The organism is Yersinia aldovae 670-83 (genome assembly GCF_000834395.1).
Taxonomy (GTDB): domain Bacteria; phylum Pseudomonadota; class Gammaproteobacteria; order Enterobacterales; family Enterobacteriaceae; genus Yersinia; species Yersinia aldovae.
The window spans coordinates 3,421,089-3,442,464 of the sequence record NZ_CP009781.1; the positions used below are offsets into that span (position 1 = coordinate 3,421,089).

Consider the following 21,376-nt stretch of genomic DNA (forward strand, 5'->3'; position numbering starts at 1 on the left):
AGATGACACAATATTAAGAGGGTTTATGACTGATTCAACAATTCGAATTGCTGTGGTTGGTGCGGGTGGGCGCATGGGACGGCAACTTATTCAGGCCGTGGCACAGAGCGAAGGTGTGGTGCTGGGAGCCGCCATTGAGCGAGTAGGTTCTACTTTGGTCGGCAGTGATGCGGGCGAGTTGGCCGGTATTGGTATGTTGAATGTCACGGTAAGCGATGATGTATCCAAGGTAACGGATCATTTCGATGTTTTGATCGACTTTACCCGCCCTGAAGGCACGCTGGAACATTTAGCCATTTGCCGTAAGTGGCGCAAAGCGATGGTGATTGGTACCACTGGCTTTGATGAGGCAGGTAAGGCTGCTATCCAAGAGGCTACGGCTGATATCGGTATCGTATTCGCGGCTAACTTTAGTGTTGGCGTCAATGTGGTGCTTAAGCTGCTTGAGAAGGCGGCCAAAGTGATGGGTGATTACACCGATATTGAAATTATTGAAGCGCATCATCGCCATAAAGTGGATGCGCCGTCAGGTACTGCTTTGGCGATGGGCGAAGCAATTGCCGATTCGTTAGGCTGGTCATTGAAGGATTGCGCAGTTTATAGCCGTGAAGGCCATACCGGTGAGCGCAAACCAGGGACTATCGGTTTCGCGACCGTACGTGCTGGCGATATCGTCGGGGAGCATACCGCCATGTTTGCCGATATTGGCGAGCGGGTTGAGATCACTCATAAAGCCACCAGTCGTATGACTTTTGCCAATGGCGCGGTTAAATCAGCCCTTTGGGTCTCTGAGCGTGATAATGGCTTGTTTGACATGCGTGATGTACTGAATCTGAACGAACTTTAACGGTATAAGTAAAATCAGCGATGTGGTAATTTTTATCATAATGGTTTGATAATAGGGCAATATTTTATTGTCCTTTTTTATTATCTTGCTTAAATTGGTGTTTTGTATATTTTTTTATTTATGACATCTATTTTGTTATGTTTTATGGTGTTTTTAACCCTCTAAAGCTCTCCATTAATCGCTATATCTTGTTTTCACTGCCGAAAAACGATATTTCTTGATGACTCACCCTCGCAACCGTTTACTATGTTAAGTTAGCTTGTGTTTTTACCTCGATAAACCACTCAATTTAATGAAAACGGTAAAAAACAGAGAAAAAATGGCACTTTGGCTAGACAAAAGCGTCACCCATCATTAAAATGCGCCCAATTTGCCAAAAATTAGCTTTGAGAGCGGTTTTTGCATTGATTTAGATCGCTATATGTGAATTAATATGCAAATAATGTGACTGTTTATTCCCCTGGAGGATGTTTTGATTAAGTCAGCGCTATTGGTTCTCGAAGACGGAACCCAATTTCACGGTCGGGCCATCGGGGCAGAGGGTACGGCAGTGGGGGAAGTGGTCTTCAATACGTCGATGACCGGTTATCAAGAAATCCTCACTGATCCTTCCTACTCCCGCCAGATCGTTACTCTTACTTATCCTCATATCGGCAATGTCGGCACCAATGCCTCCGATGAAGAATCCTCCGCAGTACACGCCCAAGGTCTGGTTATTCGCGACCTGCCATTGATTGCCAGCAACTACCGTAATGAAGAAGGCTTGGCTGAGTATCTCAAACGTCACAACATTGTGGCGATTGCGGATATTGATACCCGCAAGCTGACGCGTTTGTTGCGTGAGAAAGGGGCACAAAACGGCTGCATTATTGTGGGTGACTTGTCTGATGCCGCATTGGCGCTGGAAAAAGCGAAAGCATTCCCCGGCTTGAAGGGAATGGATTTGGCAAAAGAAGTAACCACCCAAGAGCGTTATGACTGGCTGCAAGGTAGTTGGACACTGGAAGGCGACCTACCGGCGGCGAAGCAACCAGAAGATTTGCCGTTCCATGTAGTGGCTTACGATTATGGCGTGAAACGCAATATCCTGCGCATGTTGGTGGACCGAGGTTGCCGCCTGACAGTCGTTCCGGCACAGACTCCGGCGGAAGAAGTTTTGAAACTCAATCCGGATGGTATCTTCTTATCCAACGGCCCGGGCGACCCTGAGCCATGTGATTATGCTATCGCGGCCATTAAACGTTTTCTGGAAACCGATATTCCGGTGTTCGGCATCTGTTTAGGCCACCAATTACTGGCGCTGGCCAGTGGTGCAAAAACGGTAAAAATGAAGTTTGGCCACCACGGTGGTAACCATCCGGTGAAAGATTTGGATGCCAATTGCGTGATGATCACCGCGCAGAACCACGGTTTTGCGGTAGATGAAACCTCATTGCCATCCAACCTGCGCACTACGCATGTGTCCTTATTTGATGGTTCCCTGCAAGGGATTCACCGTACCGATAAAGCCGCTTTCAGCTTCCAAGGCCATCCGGAAGCCAGCCCAGGCCCGCATGATGCAGCCCCACTGTTCGATCATTTTATTGAGCTGATTGAAGCTTATCGCGCCACCGCTAGCCATACCAATAAATAATCAGGAGCGTCAAACCATGCCAAAACGTACAGATATAAAAAGCATCCTGATTCTGGGCGCTGGCCCGATTGTTATCGGCCAGGCCTGTGAGTTTGACTACTCCGGTGCTCAGGCTTGTAAAGCACTGCGTGAAGAGGGTTACCGTGTCATTCTGGTGAACTCTAACCCTGCGACTATCATGACTGATCCAGAAATGGCGGATGCAACTTATATCGAGCCGATTCACTGGGAAGTGGTGCGCAAAATTATTGAAAAAGAGCGCCCAGACGCAGTGTTACCAACCATGGGCGGTCAAACCGCACTGAACTGTGCATTGGAACTGGAACGTCAAGGTGTGCTGGCTGAGTTTGGTGTCACCATGATTGGTGCCACCGCCGATGCTATTGATAAAGCCGAAGACCGCCGTCGCTTTGATATTGCGATGAAGAAAATTGGTTTGGATACAGCGCGTTCAGGTATTGCACATAACATGGAAGAAGCGCTGGCTGTTGCGGCTGATGTCGGCTTCCCCTGTATTATCCGCCCATCCTTTACTATGGGTGGCTCCGGTGGCGGCATCGCGTATAACCGCGAAGAGTTTGAAGAGATCTGCGAACGTGGGCTGGATTTATCACCCACTAAAGAGTTGTTGATCGATGAGTCACTGATTGGTTGGAAAGAGTATGAGATGGAAGTGGTGCGTGATAAAAACGACAACTGCATCATTGTCTGCTCAATTGAAAACTTCGATGCGATGGGCATCCATACCGGTGATTCCATCACTGTGGCACCGGCTCAGACGCTGACCGACAAAGAATACCAAATCATGCGTAATGCCTCGATGGCAGTGCTGCGTGAAATCGGCGTAGAAACCGGTGGCTCCAACGTGCAGTTCTCGGTTAACCCGAAAAATGGCCGTTTGATTATTATTGAAATGAACCCACGCGTGTCTCGCTCCTCCGCTCTGGCCTCTAAAGCCACCGGCTTCCCGATTGCCAAGATTGCCGCCAAGCTGGCCGTGGGTTATACGCTGGATGAATTGATGAATGACATCACTGGTGGCCGCACTCCGGCCTCTTTTGAGCCATCCATCGACTACGTTGTGACTAAAATTCCGCGGTTTAACTTCGAAAAGTTTGCTGGTGCCAATGACCGCTTGACCACCCAGATGAAGTCCGTCGGCGAAGTAATGGCGATTGGCCGCACTTTGCAGGAATCACTGCAAAAAGCACTGCGCGGATTAGAAGTGGGTGCGACCGGTTTTGACCCGAAAGTGAGTTTAGATGATCCGGAAGCGCTGACCAAAATTCGCCGCGAACTGAAAGAAGCGGGTTCTGACCGTATCTGGTATATCGCCGATGCTTTCCGTGCTGGTATGTCAGTTGATGGTGTTTTCAATCTGACCAATGTAGACCGCTGGTTCCTGGTGCAGATTGAAGAGCTGGTCCGGCTGGAAGAGAGTGTAGCGGAGTGCGGTATTAATGGCTTGAATACTGAATTCATGCGCCAGTTGAAGCGCAAAGGTTTCGCTGACTCCCGACTGGCAAAACTGGTGGGCGCAACAGAAGGTGAAGTGCGCAAATTGCGTTACAAGCACGGCTTGCATCCGGTTTATAAACGCGTTGATACCTGTGCGGCTGAATTTTCAACTGATACCGCCTATATGTATTCAACCTACGAGGAAGAGTGTGAATCCAACCCAACCCGCGACCGCCCGAAAATTATGGTGCTGGGTGGTGGGCCGAACCGTATTGGTCAGGGGATTGAATTCGACTATTGCTGCGTACACGCGTCACTGGCCCTGCGTGAAGACGGTTATGAGACCATCATGGTGAACTGTAACCCTGAGACGGTTTCGACTGACTACGATACCTCTGATCGCCTCTACTTTGAGTCAGTCACACTGGAAGATGTGCTGGAAATCGTGCGTATCGAGAAGCCACAAGGCGTTATCGTGCAATACGGTGGCCAGACGCCATTGAAATTGGCCCGTGAATTGGAAGCTGCCGGTGTGCCGATTATCGGTACCAGCCCGGATGCGATTGATCGCGCCGAAGACCGCGAGCGTTTCCAACAGGCGGTAAACCGTTTGGGCCTGAAACAACCGGCTAACGCCACGGTAGCGACTATCGAGCAAGCAGTTGAAAAAGCGGCAGGTTTGGGTTATCCGCTGGTGGTTCGCCCCTCTTATGTGTTGGGGGGCCGCGCAATGGAAATCGTCTATGACGAAGTTGACCTGCGCCGTTACTTCCAAAATGCTGTCAGTGTGTCAAATGATGCGCCAGTGCTGCTGGATCGCTTCCTTGATGATGCGGTAGAAGTCGATGTGGATGCCATTTGTGATGGTGAGCGTGTGTTGATTGGCGGCATTATGGAGCACATCGAGCAAGCAGGGGTTCACTCCGGTGACTCAGCCTGTTCATTGCCCGCTTACACCCTGAGTAAAGAAATTCAGGATGTGATGCGCCAGCAAGTGGAAAAACTGGCCTTTGAGTTGTGTGTTCGCGGCTTGATGAACGTGCAATTTGCGGTGAAGAACAATGAGGTTTACCTGATTGAGGTTAACCCGCGTGCCGCCCGTACTGTGCCATTCGTGTCTAAAGCCACTGGGATGCCACTGGCAAAAATTGCCGCCCGCGTGATGGTGGGGCAGACATTGGCACAGCAAGGTGTTCTGGAAGAGATTATTCCGCCTTACTATTCGGTCAAAGAAGTGGTGCTGCCATTCAATAAATTCCCCGGTGTCGATCCGATTTTAGGGCCAGAAATGCGCTCTACCGGTGAAGTGATGGGGGTTGGTCGTACCTTTGCCGAAGCTTTCTCTAAAGCGATGCTGGGCAGTCAATCTGGTATGAAAAAAAGTGGTCGTGCGCTGTTATCGGTGCGCGAGGGCGATAAGCATCGGGTCGTTGATTTAGCAGCGAAGTTGCTAAAACAGGGCTTTGAACTGGATGCCACCCACGGCACTGCGGTGGTATTGGGCGAGGCTGGGATAAATCCACGTCTGGTCAACAAGGTGCATGAAGGCCGTCCACACATTCAGGACCGTATCAAGAATGGTGAATACACTTATATTGTGAATACCACGGCTGGGCGTCAGGCGATTGAAGACTCCAAACTGATCCGCCGCAGTGCGCTGCAATATAAAGTGCATTACGACACCACTTTGAATGGCGGCTTTGCCACGGCAATGGCGCTGAATGCGGACCCTACCGAGCAAGTGACTTCAGTGCAAGAAATGCATGCCAAGATTAAGAACATGAAAGGTTAATCTTAGGTATAAACAGCAGGGCGATGGAGACATCGCCCTTTTTTATGCTCGCATATCCTGCGTACTTGAAGCCGCAGGGGTGTTAGCTACGTTCGTTACTCGGCCCGTCCATGGGCCTCGCCTCTGCGAGGCCGCTGCAAGCAGCGTTCAAATCGGTTCCTGACCGATTTGTCACCCGAATCACTTACTGATGTAAGCTCATCGGGACTTATTCGTTTGCTGCCTACCTGCAACTCCAATTACTTTGGATATAAAGTCGCAGTTTTTACCCGCGAAGACAGTATTTTTTATAAACAAATGTATTATTCATAAACAATAATATTGTTCATAAACAACATTGATCTTCACCAATGTTAGCTCTCACTGAATTGTAGATAGTAGGCTTTGGGGCAATTCAATGCTGGTGCTGCTAGCTTAGTGCTACTTTGATACCCAACCCAATTAATAGTCCACCTAGTAATTTATCGACAACTTTTTGTGCTTTTGCCAAACCACGGCGCACTGGCGCACTTTGGATTAAAATCACCAGCAGCGGCCACCAGATAACGGCAAGTACCCAAATGATTGAGGCGTACCACAGTTTTTCACCCACGCCAGAGTTAATCTGTAATATTTGTGTGAAAACGGCGAGGAAGAAGAGAGTCGCTTTGGGATTCAATAGATTGCAAAGGTATCCCTGCAAAAATGCGGCTTTCAGTGTGATGGGGGATAGCATGGTGTTGTCGATGCTGAGTTTACTTTCGCCACGCGACAGCAGCGCCTGAATACCAATCCAGATCAAATAGCAGGCTCCGGCATATTTCAGAAAATTGAACAGCCACGGCGTGGTGGTAATAACCACCGCCAGGCCAGCCACGCAATAAGACATATGGGTGGCAACACCCAAAATGACGCCGAGCGCTGTCATCATTGCAGCAGGGCGGCGATAGCGGGCCGCATTTTTGATCACCAAAAAGAAATCCGGGCCGGGGGAGAGCATTCCCAATGTAGCCAGGGTCGCGACGAACAAAGAAGTTTCAAGCATCAGAATTACCGATTGAGAATGGTGCGTTCTGGCGATGATAACGCCACTGAGCTTTTCTCGCATTATTCTTATTGGTTATTTACGGCAGTTTGGTTGTCTGTAGTGATGGGGTTAAAGCGATTTTTTCCTTTTTGACGGATAGTGATGCACAAATATGAGCCTGGACAATGTAATAAGCAGTAATGTTTCGCATCAACAGCAGCGAGAAATTACGCGGTTGTGCATCAAATGCGCACTCTTGTTGTTGCAGCATGGGGCAGAAAGTATGCTGGTTGAGCAGTTGTCCGCGCGGCTTGGGATGGCGCTGGGCATGGACAGCGTGGAGAGTTCTATCTCAGCTAACGCAGTGGTGCTGACCACCATTAGTCAGGGGAATTGCCTGACATCCACCCGCAAAAATACTGACCGTGGTATCAATATGCATGTTGTGACGGAGGTACAGCATATTGTGATCATGGCGGAACATCGCTTGTTGGATGCAAAAGATGTGGAAAAACGCTTTGAGCATATCAAGCCTTTGCGTTACCCACGTTGGTTGGTCGTGGTGATGGTTGCCCTATCATGTGGCTGTTTTAGCAAGTTAAATGGTGGCGGTTGGGATGCGTTTTCCATCACTTTTTTGGCTAGTGGGCTGGCGATGTTTGTGCGCCAGAGCCTGACGGCTCGTCATATGAACCCGCTGATTAATTTTTGTATCACCGCTTTTGTCGCGACCTCTGTTTCTGGGCTGTTAATGCGCTTACCGTTTTTCCATGAGGCATCCAGTGTGGCGATGGCCGCTAGCGTGTTGTTATTAGTGCCAGGTTTTCCGTTGATCAATGCGGTCGCCGATATGTTTAAAGGGCATGTTAATACCGGCCTGGCCCGCTGGGCTATGGCAAGCTTATTAACGTTATCAACCTGCATTGGGGTGATATTCGCAATGGCACTGTGGGGATTGCGGGGGTGGTCGTGAGTTTACTCTGGGCATTACTACAAGACATGGTGCTGGCCGCTATTCCGGCGCTGGGTTTTGCGATGGTTTTTAATGTGCCGGTGCGAGCATTACGTTATTGCGCACTCTTGGGGGCGGTTGGTCATGGCTCGCGTATGCTGATGATTCATTTCGGCATGAATATCGAAATGGCTTCATTACTCGCTTCAATATTGATCGGAGTGATAGGAATCAACTGGTCACGTTGGTTGCTGGCACACCCAAAAGTTTTCACTGTTGCCGCCGTCATTCCGATGTTTCCTGGGATTTCAGCCTATACCGCGATGATATCCGTGGTGGAAATTTCTCACCTAGGCTACAGCGAGGAATTGATGTCTACTATGGTGACCAATTTCTTGAAAGCGTCATTTATCGTTGGTGCGTTGTCGATCGGTTTATCTTTGCCAGGATTATGGTTATATCGCAAACGTCCTGGTGTATAAGGTTTTTTTTCTTCTCTGTTATTGTCTCGGGCTAAGAGCAATCTTATATGTGTGATTAGCCTGCTTATCGCTATCGACGCTTGATTAGGCTTTACGTATAGTGTGAGCAATTTTTCGGTACTGGCTCTTGCAGCCTACAGGGTTTAAACATGATTATCAGCCTGATCGCTGCGTTGGCAGCGGATCGCATTATTGGTATGGAAAACGCCATGCCGTGGCACTTACCGGCTGATTTAGCCTGGTTCAAACGTAACACGCTAAATAAACCGGTAATTATGGGGCGTAAGACCTTCGAATCAATTGGTCGCCCGCTACCGGGGCGGTTGAATATTGTTATTAGCAGCCAACCTGGGACTGATGACCGAGTGACGTGGGCAAGCTCAATTGAGCAAGCGCTCACTTTAGCTGGCGATACAGAAGAAGTCATGGTGATGGGGGGCGGGCGTGTCTATAAGCAATTTTTAGGCCGTGCTAATCGTATGTATCTTACACATATTGATGCTGAGGTGGGGGGCGATACCCATTTCCCTGATTATGAGCCTGATGAATGGGAAAGTACCTTCAGTGAGTTCCACGATGCAGATAACGCGAATTCGCACAGTTATTGCTTCGAGATCCTTGAGAGACGCTAATTGTTGCTGTCATCTAAAATTTAAAAGCCTGTTTATTAACAGGCTTTTTTTAATCCTTAGTGCCTGGTTATTTATATATTACAAGTAACTAGTGGGATCTTTTGCTGCTGCGGCTATTTCATCAGCGTTGGTTATTTCAGCCTCGACTTTAAAAGCATGTTGCGTGAAATAACGTTTATCTTCCCAGCGTAACAGCGTTAAATCGCCTCCCCAGCAGCAACCGGTATCCAGCCCATAAATGCCCTCAGGGACACCTTTACCTTCCAGTGATGCCCAGTGACCAAAAATAATTGAATATTCAGGGGAGACACGTCTTGGTAGGTCAAACCACGGTTTGAGTGGGGCAGGGGCATTTTCTGGCGTATCTTTACAGATCATATCCAGTTGCCCGTTAGGGAAACAATAGCGCATCCGGGTCAGTGCATTGGTGCTAAACCGTAAACGCGCCAGCCCAGATAGCTCTGGAGACCAGTTATTTGGCATATCGCCATACATGGCGTCGAGAAACAACGGATAGCTGTCACTGCTTAATACAGCCTCTACTTCACGCGCGCACATTTGGGCCGTTTCGATATCCCATTGTGGTGAGATACCCGCATGAGCCATGATTATTTTTAAATGATCATCGACTTGTAATACTGGCTGGCGACGCAGCCAATTAATCAGCTCATCAGCGTCAGGTGCTTCAAGCAAGGGCGTAATATGATCTTTGGGTTTATTGCGGCTAATACCCGCGTACACCGCCAGTAAATGTATGTCGTGGTTACCCAGCACCATGCGAACCGATGGCCCTAATGAGCGTACATAGCGCAAGACATCCAGTGAAGCGGGGCCACGGGCGACTAAATCGCCGGTTAGCCATAATGTATCTTGCTGCGGATCGAAGTTGACTTGCGCGAGTAGCGCCAGCAATTCATCAAGGCAGCCATGAACATCGCCAATAAGATAAGTAGACATAATTGATAGGTCAGGTTAATGGATCAGTGCTGGGATCGCTAAACGGAACACCGGAATCGCAGTACGGAAAGCCTGACCGAGGTGGTCAACCATCTCATAATGCCCTTCCATGGTACCCAGAGGCGTTTCCAGAACCGCGCCGCTGGTGTATTGGAACTCATTACCTGGCAGGATCAACGGCTGCTCGCCGATGACCCCTTCACCCTGAACTTCAGTTTGGCGACCATTGCTATTGGTAATTAACCAATAGCGGCCAATCAGTTGCACATTTGAACGGCCCAGATTACGAATCGTCACAGTATAGGCGAAGACGAAACGCTCCTCTTCAGGTATCGATTGGGTTTCCACATAGATACTTTGCACCTGTACACAAACGCGGGGCTGTTCAATCATAGTGTGCTCCTGCTTATTCTTGCGATGTCGATTGAGCTGAAAGCCAGTTTGCCAGCTTACAGTACTGCGCTACCGAAATATTCTCTGCCCGCAGTATTGGGTCAATACCTAATTCGATTAACTGCTCTGAGGTGAATAAATCCCCCAAGCTGTTACGCACGGTTTTCCTGCGCTGGTTGAAAGCTTGCGTAGTAATACGGGTAAGCATCCGCACATCACCCACCGGATTTGGCATGTTCACATGCGGGATCAGGCGTACCACTGCGGAGTCAACTTTAGGGGCTGGGGTAAATGCCGTTGGCGGTACTTCCAGCACAGGAATGACGTTGCAATAGTATTGCGCCATGACTGTAAGACGACCATAAGCTTTACTGTTAGGGCCGGCAACCAAGCGGTTAACAACCTCTTTTTGCAACATGAAATGCATGTCGCGAATAGCATTAGTATAGCTGAAAAGATGGAACATTAGCGGCGTTGAGATGTTGTATGGCAAGTTACCAAATACCCGTAACGACTGCCCTGCCTGCTCCGCCAACTCGGAAAAGTTGATTTTCATCGCATCTTCTTGATGGATAGTCAGCTTATCTTTCAGTTGTGGGTGGCTGGCCAACCGCGCCGCCAGATCGCGATCCAACTCGATCACGGTCATATGATCCATACGTGCTGCGACGGGTTCTGTTAACGCACCTAAGCCGGGGCCGATTTCAACCACTGCTTCACCGGGAACCGGGTGAATAGCGGAGACAATGCTGTCGATGACAAACTGATCGTTTAAAAAGTTTTGTCCAAAGCGTTTGCGGGCAAAGTGCCCTTGGTGGACTCTATTATTCATTGCTGTTATTTATCATTTTAATGGCTAAATTTAATGCCGTAATGAAACTACCAACATCGGCAGTACCGGTTGCGGCGAGTTCTAAAGCGGTACCGTGATCCACAGAAGTGCGGATAAAAGGTAAACCGAGAGTGATATTGACTGCCCGACCAAACCCTTGATATTTCAGCACTGGCAGCCCTTGATCATGATACATCGCGAGGACAGCATCTGCATGTTGCAGATATTTCGGCTGAAATAGTGTATCTGCCGGTAGGGGACCGATAAGGTTAATCCCTTGTTGGCGTAGGGCATCCAACGCGGGAATAATGGTATCGATCTCTTCGTGGCCCATGTGACCACCTTCGCCCGCATGTGGATTAAGCCCACAGACATAGATTTGCGGCCGCTTAATGCCAAATTTGGTTTTCAGGTCACGGTCAAGAATAGTGATCACTTCATGCAAGCTGGCCTGAGTAATTGCACCCGGTACTTCAAACAACGGCAGGTGAGTTGTAGCCAGAGCAACGCGTAGCTCTTCTGTCGCCAACATCATCACTACCCGCGAGCAGAGGCTGCGATCAGCAAAAAATTCGGTATGCCCGATAAATGGGATACCTGCATCATTGATAATACTTTTTTGTACCGGGCCGGTAACCAATGCGGCAAATTCGCCACTGATTGCCCCATCACAGGCTCTAGCCAGCGTCTCTACTACATAGTGGCTGTTTTTGACATCAAGCTGACCTTCTGTCACCTCAGTGGCTGTGTTCACTGGCAAGATAGTCAGTGACCCCGCGCGTTGTGGCAACGCGGGTTTATGTTGCTGATATTCATGTAGCTGTAATGGCAGATTAAGTTTTTTAGCACGTTCAGCTAGCAAGATTGGATCAGCACACACCACTAGCTCGACAGGCCAATCCTGCTGTGCCAGCTCGATAACTAAATCCGGACCAACCCCGGCAGGTTCGCCGGGGGTAATAACAATACGATTATTGTGGTTTTGCATCACTACCATCAAGAATTTTCACATAAGCAGCGGCACGCTGCTCTTGCATCCAGGTTTGAGCTTCTTCAGCAAACTTGCGGCTAAAGAGCATACGGTACGCCCTGTCTTTCTGCGCCGCATCTGTTTTATCTACCTGACGGGTATCGACGAGCTGAATTAAGTGCCAGCCGAATGAGGAGTGAACCGGTGCACTGATTTCGCCTTTACTCAGCTTCATTACAGCATCACGGAATGCGGGATCATAAATATCTGGTGAGGCCCAACCCAGATCACCGCCTTGCATCGCTGAACCTGGATCCTGAGAAATCTCTTTGGCAATTGTCGCAAAACTGCTTTTACCGCTCTTAATATCCGCAGCCGCCGCTGTCAACTTGGCACGAGCCTGGTCATCGGTCATCACCGGTGACGGTTTTAGCAAGATGTGGCGGGCGTGAACTTCAGTCACTGAAACCGTTTTATCTGCGCCACGGATATCATTGACTTTCAGGATGTGGAAGCCAACACCAGAACGGATTGGGCCGACCACATCACCTTTATTGGCTGATTGCAGTCTTTCAGCGAACAGTGATGGCAACTCTTGTAATTTGCCCCAGCCCATTTGACCACCTTTCAGTGCCTGAGAGTCTGCGGAGTTGGCAATCGCTAATTTACCAAAATCAGCGCCGCCTTTAATCTCGGTCACCAGTCTTTTAGCCAGATCTTCAGCCTGATCAACTTGCTGCTGGGATGGATTCTCTGGCAGGGGGATCAGGATGTGGCTAAGGTTCAGCTCCGCGTCACCACTGGTTTGATTACCTACTTGTTTGGCCAGCGATTCTACTTCCTGCGGCAGAATAGTTATCCGACGACGCACTTCGTTGTTGCGCACTTCCGATGTCAGCATTTCTTTGCGGATCTGCTCGCGGTAAGTGTCGTAGTTCAAACCATCAGCAGCCAAACGGCTACGCATTTGTGCCGCAGTCATCCGGTTTTGCGCAGCGATATCAGCAATAGCTTTATCCAATGCTTCATCACTGATAGTTATACCCATCTTTTTCGCCATCTGTAATTGGATATTATCCATGATCAGACGCTCAAGAATTTGATGGCGCAATGTCGCATCATCTGGAACCTGTTGCCCGGACTGTTGTGCGTTCAGTTTTACTGATTGTAACAAGCCATCGACATCACTTTGTAGAACGACGCCGTTATCGACCACGGCGGCAACTTTATCAACTTCTTGCGGTGCTGCGAACGCGGTATTGGCACAGACGACCAATCCGAGAATAAGCGTTCTCCAGTTCTTCATACCTTTTCCATTTATGTAATCCGCTATCGCGGGTTAAAATTCACTGTATTCAGTGTGTTACACAGTATCAGAAAGCACTTTGATAAGGCAGAATACCTGAGCGCAGCATTTGTGCGGTACCCAGGTTGTGGTCGCTACTCAAACCACGTAATTCAATATTGAAACTGACTCTATTGTCATACTTACTGGTTTCACCTGTTGAATTCCAGCCAGTGATTTTACGTTCATAACCCAAGTTTATCGCCCAACAGCAGGTGTTGTATTGTACGCCTACTAACTGGCTGGCGGGCTGATTGGCTTTGGTATCGTAATAATAAGCGCCGACCACTGCCCAGCGGTCAGCCACCGGCCAACTGGCAGTTGCACCTACCTGAGAAATACCCTGCTGATAACCAGGACTTTTCACATTCGGCACTGCTGCCTGAATATATTCCGGGCTGGCATAGCGGTAATTCAATTGAATCAACCGTTCTGCATCTTTTCTGTACTCGAAGATGGCATTGCCCTGCGTCAGGCTGCCCAGTCGGGTATCATACTGCGCACCACCTTTCAGGCCCAGTTGATCACTGATGCGCCAGAAGGTATCACCTGCCCAAACCAAGCTGCCAGTATCATCACTGTTATCAATAGCTTCACTACTACCAGTTCGTGAACGGCTAAAGTAGTAGATTTGACCTACTGAAACGTTAAAACGTTCAATCAGTGCATCATCATAAATGCGTGAGGTTAAACCGGTCGTCACCTGATTTGCAGAAGCAATGCGATCCAGGCCGCTGTAGGTACGATCACGGAACAAGCCCGAGTAGTCAGACTGCATCAGTGTGGTATCGTAAATATAGATATCATCCTGATTGCGGTAAGGCACGTAGAGGTATTGTACGCGTGGTTCGAGCGTTTGGGTAAAGCCTTTGCTCCATTCCATTGGCCGATCGAATACCACTTTGCCATCCACTTTGAATTGTGGCATTACGCGGTTAACCGAATCTTTTAAATCAGGTACAGTTTCGTTTGGATTTTGCGCTTTATAGTAGCTGGCAAAACCGTTTGGAATATCCTGCTGATAGTGGGTTGCCAGCAGTTTGGCTTCGGTATTCAGGCTGCCCCAACCGTTGGATAATGGCAGGCTAATGGTGGGTTCGACATGGAAACGGCTGGCTTCTGGGTTATCCGGATTCACACTGGTGAATTTGACCGCCTGACCATAAACATGCATATCAAACGGGCCGACATCATTTTTATAGTAGTTCATGTCCAACTGTGGCTGGGCACGATAGGCGTTACTGTTGCCAGCGTTGGTAAAGACCTGGAACTGCTTGGAGGCCAAAGTCGCATCCCAGTTTTGGTCAGCATAACCCACACTGAAGATTTGTGTGGCATAGCCGTCAGTGGTCGAGCCGTATTGCGAGGTTAAATCGGTAAAGTAATCTGGATCACTGACTTTGGTATAGTCGATGTTAAAACGCCAAACTTTATCCATTACGCCGGAATGACCCCAGTAGTATAACCAGCGGGTAGGGTCGTCTTCTTTGCCATCTTGCCCGTGATATAAGCGGTCACTCGGTAGCCAGTCCAATGCCATCGTGCCGGAACCCGGTGCCAGCAGGTAGCGGAACTCATTCTGCCACTGCATACCACGCCGCTCCATATAATGCGGAGTAATGGTGGCATCGAAGTTTGGTGCGATGTTCCAGTAGTACGGCAGCATAAATTCGAAGCCGTTATTACTGGTGTATTTCGCATTCGGGATCAAGAAACCCGAACGACGTTTATCGCCGACCGGCAGTTGCATATAGGGGCTGTAGAATACTGGCACTTTGCCAATTTTAAAGCGGGCATTCCAGATTTCTGCCACTTCTTCTTCGCGGTCATGAATAACTTCGGAGCCGACAACGCTCCAGCTATTATCACCCGGTAGACAAGAGGTGAATGTCCCGTTTTCCAAAATGGTGTAGCGGTTTTTGCCGCGCAATTTCATTAAATCTGCATCACCGCGACCTTGACGACCGACCATCTGATATTTGCCTTTATCCATATCAGTGTCTTTGGTATTCAAGTTGGACCAGCCTTTCGGGCCTTTCAGCTTGATTTGTGGATCGTCGTAATTAACGTCGCCGGTGGCGGTGACCGTACGCAACGGGATTGCCTCACCGGGTTTCTGCACCTGTGTCAGTTTAACCTGGTTAGCGGTCAGGGTGCTGTTACCTTGTTGGACAATAACATTGCCAGTAAACAGGGCGTTATCCGGATAATTAGCTTCGGTTTTATCCGCATTAATGCGCACCGGTAGCTGATTAGGATCGCCTGTGACCAATGGCTCATCATAGGTAGGTACGCCGAGCATACATTGCTCAGCGAGTCCGGCCAGCGATTGCTGGCTATATAGTGCCGTCCATATCAATGTGGCCAGCAGTGTTGGGAATCTTTTTTTCATACGCGGTTTCGGTGTTCCGTCATCGGGGGGCATCATGCCGGCAAACGGTCTGAGACTATATTACTCATCACAGTTGCGCTAGTGTTAAATCCGGCCGTTTACACGTCTCGTTGTTAGGCGCTGAGCTGAATGCCGAGTATGATAATGCAAATTTTGACTGACGGCATGATGAATTGAGGAGTATATGCGGTATTGGGGAAAACTGCTCGGTCTGGTATTGGGCTTAATGTCCGGTGCTGGTTTCTGGGGTGTGGTACTAGGGTTGCTTGTCGGCCATATGGTAGACAGGGTGCGAAGCACGAAGCGCCGCGGCTATTTTGCCGATCAACAAACACGACAATTAATTTTTTTCCGCACCACTTTTCAGGTCATGGGGCATTTAACCAAGGCTAAAGGGCGTGTTACGGAAGTTGATATTCAACTCGCCAGCCAATTGATGGATCGAATGCAATTGCATGGTGAGGCTCGCACAGCCGCACAACAAGCGTTCCGCGAAGGGAAAGAGAGTGGTTTTCCGTTACGTGAAAGGTTGCAGGAATTGCGCGCTGTCTGCTTTGGCCGTTTTGATTTAATTCGGATGTTTCTGGAAATTCAGTTACAGGCCGCATTTGCTGACGGTTCTTTGCATCCCAATGAACGGCAGGTGTTGTATGTCATTGCTGAAGAGCTGGGGATCTCCCGTGGTCAATTTGATCAGTTCCTGAGCATGATTGAAGGGGGGCGTCAATTTGGCGGTGGAGGCGCTTGGCAGGGGCAGCAGGGAGGATACTCTCAGGGCGGCTACCAACAAGCGTCAAATGGCCCAACGTTGGCAGATGCCTGTAAGGTGCTGGGTGTGAACAGCACTGATGACAGTGTGACCATCAAGCGTGCTTACCGTAAGTTAATGGGTGAGCATCATCCTGATAAGTTGGTAGCAAAAGGTTTGCCACCAGAAATGATGGAAATGGCGAAGCAAAAAGCCCAAGAGATTCAAGCTGCGTATGATTTGATCAAGCGTGAGCAGGGTTTTAAATAAGGGTTATTGTTTCAGAAAAGCCAAAACCAGATCGAAGCTTATGTTCCGATCTGGTTTGATTCTGAGTTGATCTGTTACTGAAAAAATCAAAACTCGGGTTCGCATTTAAAATGCATTACCGTTCCAAACTCTGGATGAGTAATACATAACTCTTGAGCATGTAACTGCAATCGGGATGCCATCGCTTTGGCTTCGGGATGGGCATAGAAGCCATCGCCAAGGATCGGGTGACCCATTGCCAGCATATGGACGCGTAATTGGTGTGAGCGGCCGGTGATAGGCGATAGCTTCACCCGTGTGCTGCCATCTTCATCTCGTGACAGCACCAGATATTCGGTTTGTGCCGACTTACCTGTTTCATAACAGACTTTCTGTTTCGGTCGATTTGGCCAGTCGCAGATTAAAGGCAAGTCAATCAACCCTTCATCTTGCGCCAAATGCCCCCATACACGAGCGATATAACACTTTTTCGGTTCACGTTCGCGGAACTGGCGTTTAATTTCACGTTCGGCCGCTTTGGTTAGCGCCACCACAATCACACCACTGGTTGCCATATCCAGCCGGTGAACAGATTCTGCTGTAGGGTAATCAGCCTGAATGCGGGTCATCACGCTGTCTTTATTCTCTGGCGCGCGACCGGGGACGGAAAGCAAACCACTGGGTTTATTGATAACGATGATGTGCTTATCCTGATACAAAACAATCATATATACCTATTTCTACCTGTTATTTATGAGGTTTATGGGTTTAATTATTTAATTTTATATGTTTTTAATTTGAACGTGCCGTCTCTTGTCGTCTCATTAAATCCCACTAAAAACCATTAAAACCTACACTTTACTGTAGGTCGAAATGTAGCTTTATCATTGCCTGTGGCATAATAAGTCAACATATTGTGTACCATGCTCGAATACATCCATTACTGAAAAAACAGTAAAAAAACCACTGTCAATCAAAGCCATTGAAGCGATGAAACCCGGTGACAAAGACAACGCTGACACGGGTGAAAACCGAGGATTACGGCTTACCTGTGACGCTACGGGTGTTAAAACCTTTTTCTATCGTTATACCAGCCCCTTAACTCACAAACTCACCCAAATTAAGATCGGTCACTTTCCCAACGTCACCCTTGCACAAGCGAGATCTAAACTCCAAGACCTCAAGCAAATTAAGAATGAGGGACACTGCCCTGCAACTGAAATCAAAGCGGAAAAACAACAAAAGCATCAAGTCGAGTTGGCTGCTCAACAAACAGCTTTTACTGTCAGAGTTCTGGTTGAACTTTACCTGACCCGCGCATTGAAGACCGGCATGGGAAAGATGGCGAAATTTTTCCCGGCGCAGGAAAGAAAGCTGGGCAAGACGCTGTCCATCGTATTCTGACTAAAGATGTTGTCGATAAAATGGGTGGAACGATAGCTAAGGATATCACAAGAAAAGATGTCATCGATATTGTGATGGCAGTCATTCAACGTGGTGCTAACGTATTGGAGGGATACTTCTTCGTGAGTTGTGTTCAGCCTATGAATTCGCTTTAGGATTAAGGCGGTTTGATGAACCCCGCATTGTTGGCGAAGTCTGGTATGCAGCAAACCAAGATAAAACTGACTTCACAATCAGGTAAGCGGGTGTTATCTGAAAATGAGTTAACCCAATTTTTGCATTGGTTACCTCAATCAAAATATCCTAAGAATATCAAGAATGTCCTACTGTTAACTTTGTTGACGGGTTGTCGTACCGGTGAAGTCTGCGAGATGACTTGGGAAAACGTTGGTCTCGTTAAAGCTACTATTCATCTAAAAGAAACCAAAACAGGCAGTGAGCGGCATGTACAACTTTCCAGCCAAGCCATAGTGTTTATTGACGCCATGTGTTCAACGCCAAAAAACTATCTATTTGAAGCCAAAAGAACAAATCGACCTATTTCGCAACACTTTCTAAACGAAAGCTCAAACCGATTACGTAAGCTAGACCAGATGATTGATATCCCCCACTGGACACCGCATGATTTACGCCGAACTGTTCGTACTGGCTTGGGGCGTCTTGGGTGCCCCAGTGAGGTTGCTGAGGCCATTCCAGGCCACTCCCGTAAGGGTGTCGAGGGTACTTACGACCTCTACCGTTACGAGGTTGAGTGTAAGCTCTGGCTGCAAAAATAGGCGGATTATCTTGATACGTTGATAAAATGACGCTTATGGACTTAGGGTAAACGGAGTGCTTCAAACTTATCATTGACCCCAACAGGAAGTACTGAAAATAAGGTGTTAGCCGCGTAACTTAATGGCGATATTTGTTTATTTTCTCTGCATTCTGAGTGTGTTAGTGTTAATCCATATCTAATGGATGGTTAACACTGAGGGAACGATGAGTATCCACGATAATATTACCACCGACACCAGTCCTGCTACATATCTGCCCATTCAAGCCTTGTACCATGACTCATTTCGGACGGTATTGAAATGAGCCTCAGTCTGCCGGGTATCTATCTGTACAACCTATCAAGAGATAATCTTCCACCCGAAGATTATGAACGTATAGTCAGTGCATATGCGGGCTGGTCACGGATTTGCCGTGAGTATGAGTTTGATGATGGTTACCATACCAGTCGTTATATTATTAACATGCGTGAAAGCCGATCTTACCATACTCAGGCTTCCTCTCGCGGGTCGCGTGAAAAGGAGAAACTGGAAAAAATGGTGTTTTCCGGTGACGTAGTCATGTTGAGTGATATGCATGGCCCTGCAAAGCTCTTTCACATCAATGAAGAAGGTGTGCTGATTTGCACCGATCCGCTTGCTTTTCGTTTTGATGGCGCGAAAAGCATTACTACTGAATACAGTAAGTCGGTGAGTCGAAGGGATTATCGGCGCTCGGGAGGCAAACCACGACCAACGCAAGTTCAGCGTTTGGTACGTGCTTCTGCGCCGGATTTGCCAGAACCACAAGCCTTCCGTACGATCAACAGCAAGTCTGCGGGTCGTCTGCTGGCGGCTGGCGGAATTTACAACGGAAATGTTGAAGGCTTTGCGAAAACAGCTAAAGATTTAGGCGGTGATGCGGATAAAGGATTTGAGCAGGTTATGAATGATGAGTCTAAAGGCTTACTCATTACAGGATTTTCAATCGCAGCAGGTCTTGGTCTTGGACGATTAAATACTGTCCGTCAGATAGCAACTTTATCTAAACCTTCCACCATGAAGAAGGCAAATACCGTTTCAGACAGACATGCTTACCTTAATGACAAATTTGGTCGAAGTGGTGATATCAATCACGATATCAACATTCGAGGTAATAGGCAGATTGTAAGAGATTTCATGCATACAGAGGGTATTCCTAAAGAACAAATCGCATACCTAGAAAAAGGAATTAATCTTAACGAGACGGTATCGATTGAATCCATTAACAAGGGTAAGTTGGCTTACCAGAATCAGGCCCCGGGTAATTGGCAAGGCAATTGGTATTCATTAAATAAAAATATTCCACCAACCAAACTCGGTATTAACCCGGAAGGGAACTTGCGCGGCACCGATATCAAGGTTCCTAAAGTGACGACAACCTATCAATCACAGCAGCCGGTGCAGATGTTGCGCAGTACCGCTAGTCCAGTACTGGATACCTGGTCAGTCCCTAAAACGCCTTTCCAGGCTGAAGGCGGTGGCATACAATGGTTCAGTACCAATAAAGACGTATGGAGTCCGAAAAAATGACCAACGATACCGCTTTAGATTACGTGGACAGGGCATTGCGTCTGGCTCAGAAACGTCATCATCACATTAAGTATAACGTTATTGGTGGCGAGACGCTTGAACCCATGTATAACTCCATCGTTCAGCAGTTGATTTATCTGCACAACGTGATTACCGGTAAAGAAAAAGATAAAAGCCGGATCCATAAAATGACTATGGGCATGTATGCTGCTAAAGAGTTTGACGTTATGGATCCAATTTTTGCCGATAGGATAGGCTCTGCTGTCTATATCGCCGATCAGATAGGGGGTGGTTTGAAAGTTCAGCTTCCTCATCAGGAAAATCCCGATAGTTACCAAAAGCGGCAGGAAAAGCTTAGGTCAGAATTCCCTGATGATTTTGACGTCTAATTATTAAAGCCTCAGAAGAGGCTTTTTCATCTCGTTTGAACCTTCGTCTTTATCATGACATCCGTTTACCGTCCGTTGCTGTTAAAGAAAGTTTAAGATGTCATCTTCTTGTCCAAAATCAATAATTCAGGGGTTCACTACAACGCGCAATTTTTCAGTACAATGTAAAGATATAGATGCCCCCAATCCCCCTCATTAATCTTATCGTAGGATACAAATCCATCGTGCTCTAACGCACATATCCCCGGATGTTCACGAACGAAGTCATAGACCGCCTGACTTTCCAAGCCTTGCAGCATATGAGCTAACCTGCTTCACAGGCTGGCAAAGGTCTGGTTGCGTGAACAACGGTTCAAAACTCCCCGAGAAAACCGGGGCGGTTCATAACCCATATCTAATAGCAGGTGAGTACTGAGGGACAAGCGAGTATTCAAACTAATATATTTACTGGCACCCGTCCCCTGCAAAAAAGCCAGCGGGGTTACCCACTGGCTTTGGAACTGACGAATCTGATAGCCGCTTAATCTTTTAACGGCAGACTAACGCTAAAAGGGCGTTAGTCTAATAGACC

At 48.0% G+C, this 21,376-nt stretch carries 19 protein-coding genes; 11 read left to right on the forward strand and 8 right to left on the reverse strand.

Annotated features, from left to right (window positions below):
- Window positions 1-25 precede the first annotated feature (25 nt).
- The 3 genes from dapB to carB all read left to right on the forward strand — a co-directional run bounded on the left by dapB (window position 26) and on the right by carB (window position 5,730).
- Complete coding sequence (gene dapB, locus AT01_RS15455) at window positions 26-847, forward strand: 4-hydroxy-tetrahydrodipicolinate reductase (RefSeq protein WP_004702770.1); 822 nt, start codon at window positions 26-28, stop codon at window positions 845-847.
- A gap of 472 nt (window positions 848-1,319) precedes the next feature.
- Entirely contained in the window at window positions 1,320-2,480 is a 1,161-nt protein-coding gene (gene carA / locus AT01_RS15460; protein ID WP_042547768.1) for a glutamine-hydrolyzing carbamoyl-phosphate synthase small subunit, read from the forward strand.
- 16 nt (window positions 2,481-2,496) lie between these two features.
- Window positions 2,497-5,730 (forward strand): carbamoyl-phosphate synthase large subunit, encoded by a 3,234-nt coding sequence (gene carB, locus AT01_RS15465; RefSeq protein ID WP_042547769.1) that lies wholly within the window; start codon window positions 2,497-2,499, stop codon window positions 5,728-5,730.
- Between the two features lie 409 nt (window positions 5,731-6,139).
- Here carB and AT01_RS15470 read toward each other — a convergent pair whose 3' ends face one another.
- Window positions 6,140-6,754, reverse strand: a complete 615-nt coding sequence (locus AT01_RS15470) for a LysE family transporter (RefSeq protein ID WP_042547770.1) — start codon at window positions 6,752-6,754, stop codon at window positions 6,140-6,142.
- Window positions 6,755-6,908: 154 nt separating this feature from the next.
- Between AT01_RS15470 and AT01_RS15475 the strand changes: the two genes are divergently transcribed.
- The 3 genes from AT01_RS15475 (at window position 6,909) to folA (ending at window position 8,802) form a co-directional block, all read left to right on the forward strand.
- On the forward strand, window positions 6,909-7,709 hold the full coding sequence (locus AT01_RS15475; RefSeq protein ID WP_042547771.1) for a threonine/serine exporter family protein: 801 nt from the start codon (window positions 6,909-6,911) through the stop codon (window positions 7,707-7,709).
- The gene (locus tag AT01_RS15480; protein ID WP_042839745.1) at window positions 7,706-8,170 is read left to right on the forward strand and encodes a threonine/serine exporter; all 465 of its coding nucleotides are present in this window, start codon (window positions 7,706-7,708) and stop codon (window positions 8,168-8,170) included. Before AT01_RS15475 ends, AT01_RS15480 begins: the two co-directional genes overlap by 4 nt.
- Before the next feature lie 149 nt (window positions 8,171-8,319).
- Window positions 8,320-8,802 (forward strand): type 3 dihydrofolate reductase, encoded by a 483-nt coding sequence (gene folA / locus AT01_RS15485; protein WP_004702785.1) that lies wholly within the window; start codon window positions 8,320-8,322, stop codon window positions 8,800-8,802.
- A gap of 78 nt (window positions 8,803-8,880) precedes the next feature.
- Here the strand turns inward: folA and apaH are convergent, their stop codons facing one another.
- From apaH to lptD, 6 genes are all read right to left on the reverse strand, one after another.
- Window positions 8,881-9,759, reverse strand: coding sequence for a bis(5'-nucleosyl)-tetraphosphatase (symmetrical) ApaH (apaH, locus tag AT01_RS15490; RefSeq protein ID WP_042547773.1), 879 nt, complete (start codon window positions 9,757-9,759; stop codon window positions 8,881-8,883).
- 15 nt (window positions 9,760-9,774) lie between these two features.
- On the reverse strand, window positions 9,775-10,152 hold the full coding sequence (gene apaG / locus AT01_RS15495) for a Co2+/Mg2+ efflux protein ApaG (RefSeq protein ID WP_042547774.1): 378 nt from the start codon (window positions 10,150-10,152) through the stop codon (window positions 9,775-9,777).
- Between the two features lie 13 nt (window positions 10,153-10,165).
- On the reverse strand, window positions 10,166-10,984 hold the full coding sequence (gene rsmA / locus AT01_RS15500; protein WP_042547775.1) for a 16S rRNA (adenine(1518)-N(6)/adenine(1519)-N(6))-dimethyltransferase RsmA: 819 nt from the start codon (window positions 10,982-10,984) through the stop codon (window positions 10,166-10,168).
- Window positions 10,977-11,972 (reverse strand): 4-hydroxythreonine-4-phosphate dehydrogenase PdxA, encoded by a 996-nt coding sequence (pdxA, locus tag AT01_RS15505; RefSeq protein ID WP_042547776.1) that lies wholly within the window; start codon window positions 11,970-11,972, stop codon window positions 10,977-10,979. The genes rsmA and pdxA overlap by 8 nt, the downstream gene beginning before the upstream one ends.
- Complete coding sequence (surA, locus tag AT01_RS15510) at window positions 11,956-13,260, reverse strand: peptidylprolyl isomerase SurA (RefSeq protein WP_042547777.1); 1,305 nt, start codon at window positions 13,258-13,260, stop codon at window positions 11,956-11,958. The genes pdxA and surA overlap by 17 nt, the downstream gene beginning before the upstream one ends.
- A gap of 67 nt (window positions 13,261-13,327) precedes the next feature.
- Entirely contained in the window at window positions 13,328-15,691 is a 2,364-nt protein-coding gene (gene lptD, locus AT01_RS15515; protein ID WP_042547778.1) for an LPS assembly protein LptD, read from the reverse strand.
- Between the two features lie 184 nt (window positions 15,692-15,875).
- Here lptD and djlA point away from each other — a divergent pair, with 184 nt between their 5' ends.
- Window positions 15,876-16,709, forward strand: coding sequence for a co-chaperone DjlA (gene djlA, locus AT01_RS15520; RefSeq protein ID WP_004702798.1), 834 nt, complete (start codon window positions 15,876-15,878; stop codon window positions 16,707-16,709).
- A gap of 86 nt (window positions 16,710-16,795) precedes the next feature.
- On the opposite strand, the gene rluA is transcribed toward djlA, so the two are convergent.
- Complete coding sequence (gene rluA / locus AT01_RS15525) at window positions 16,796-17,416, reverse strand: bifunctional tRNA pseudouridine(32) synthase/23S rRNA pseudouridine(746) synthase RluA (protein ID WP_042547779.1); 621 nt, start codon at window positions 17,414-17,416, stop codon at window positions 16,796-16,798.
- Window positions 17,417-17,678: 262 nt separating this feature from the next.
- On the opposite strand from rluA, the gene AT01_RS22505 reads away from it, so the two are divergent.
- The 4 genes from AT01_RS22505 (at window position 17,679) to AT01_RS15550 (ending at window position 20,805) form a co-directional block, all read left to right on the forward strand.
- The gene (locus AT01_RS22505; RefSeq protein WP_082039630.1) at window positions 17,679-18,092 is read left to right on the forward strand and encodes an Arm DNA-binding domain-containing protein; all 414 of its coding nucleotides are present in this window, start codon (window positions 17,679-17,681) and stop codon (window positions 18,090-18,092) included.
- 170 nt (window positions 18,093-18,262) lie between these two features.
- Window positions 18,263-18,868 (forward strand): tyrosine-type recombinase/integrase, encoded by a 606-nt coding sequence (locus AT01_RS22510; RefSeq protein ID WP_327212962.1) that lies wholly within the window; start codon window positions 18,263-18,265, stop codon window positions 18,866-18,868.
- A gap of 300 nt (window positions 18,869-19,168) precedes the next feature.
- Window positions 19,169-20,416 carry a polymorphic toxin type 46 domain-containing protein gene (locus AT01_RS21410; protein ID WP_082039631.1) on the forward strand — a complete coding sequence of 416 codons (1,248 nt, stop codon included), beginning with the start codon at window positions 19,169-19,171 and terminating at the stop codon, window positions 20,414-20,416.
- Window positions 20,413-20,805, forward strand: a complete 393-nt coding sequence (locus AT01_RS15550; RefSeq protein WP_042547780.1) for an immunity protein Tsi6 family protein — start codon at window positions 20,413-20,415, stop codon at window positions 20,803-20,805. The genes AT01_RS21410 and AT01_RS15550 overlap by 4 nt, the downstream gene beginning before the upstream one ends.
- The last annotated feature ends 571 nt before the right edge of the window (window positions 20,806-21,376 follow it).

Coding starts and splice junctions, on each gene's coding strand:
- AT01_RS15475 (WP_042547771.1), top strand. CDS start 6,909: ATGAGCCTGGACAATGTAATAAGCAGTAATGTTTCGCATCAACAGCAG.
- apaG (WP_042547774.1), bottom strand. CDS start 10,152: ATGATTGAACAGCCCCGCGTTTGTGTACAGGTGCAAAGTATCTATGTG.
- surA (WP_042547777.1), bottom strand. CDS start 13,260: ATGAAGAACTGGAGAACGCTTATTCTCGGATTGGTCGTCTGTGCCAAT.
- rsmA (WP_042547775.1), bottom strand. CDS start 10,984: ATGAATAATAGAGTCCACCAAGGGCACTTTGCCCGCAAACGCTTTGGA.
- AT01_RS22505 (WP_082039630.1), top strand. CDS start 17,679: ATGAAACCCGGTGACAAAGACAACGCTGACACGGGTGAAAACCGAGGA.
- djlA (WP_004702798.1), top strand. CDS start 15,876: ATGCGGTATTGGGGAAAACTGCTCGGTCTGGTATTGGGCTTAATGTCC.
- AT01_RS15470 (WP_042547770.1), bottom strand. CDS start 6,754: ATGCTTGAAACTTCTTTGTTCGTCGCGACCCTGGCTACATTGGGAATG.
- AT01_RS22510 (WP_327212962.1), top strand. CDS start 18,263: ATGAACCCCGCATTGTTGGCGAAGTCTGGTATGCAGCAAACCAAGATA.
- rluA (WP_042547779.1), bottom strand. CDS start 17,416: ATGATTGTTTTGTATCAGGATAAGCACATCATCGTTATCAATAAACCC.
- AT01_RS15550 (WP_042547780.1), top strand. CDS start 20,413: ATGACCAACGATACCGCTTTAGATTACGTGGACAGGGCATTGCGTCTG.
- apaH (WP_042547773.1), bottom strand. CDS start 9,759: ATGTCTACTTATCTTATTGGCGATGTTCATGGCTGCCTTGATGAATTG.
- AT01_RS21410 (WP_082039631.1), top strand. CDS start 19,169: ATGAGCCTCAGTCTGCCGGGTATCTATCTGTACAACCTATCAAGAGAT.
- folA (WP_004702785.1), top strand. CDS start 8,320: ATGATTATCAGCCTGATCGCTGCGTTGGCAGCGGATCGCATTATTGGT.
- carB (WP_042547769.1), top strand. CDS start 2,497: ATGCCAAAACGTACAGATATAAAAAGCATCCTGATTCTGGGCGCTGGC.
- lptD (WP_042547778.1), bottom strand. CDS start 15,691: ATGAAAAAAAGATTCCCAACACTGCTGGCCACATTGATATGGACGGCA.
- dapB (WP_004702770.1), top strand. CDS start 26: ATGACTGATTCAACAATTCGAATTGCTGTGGTTGGTGCGGGTGGGCGC.
- pdxA (WP_042547776.1), bottom strand. CDS start 11,972: ATGCAAAACCACAATAATCGTATTGTTATTACCCCCGGCGAACCTGCC.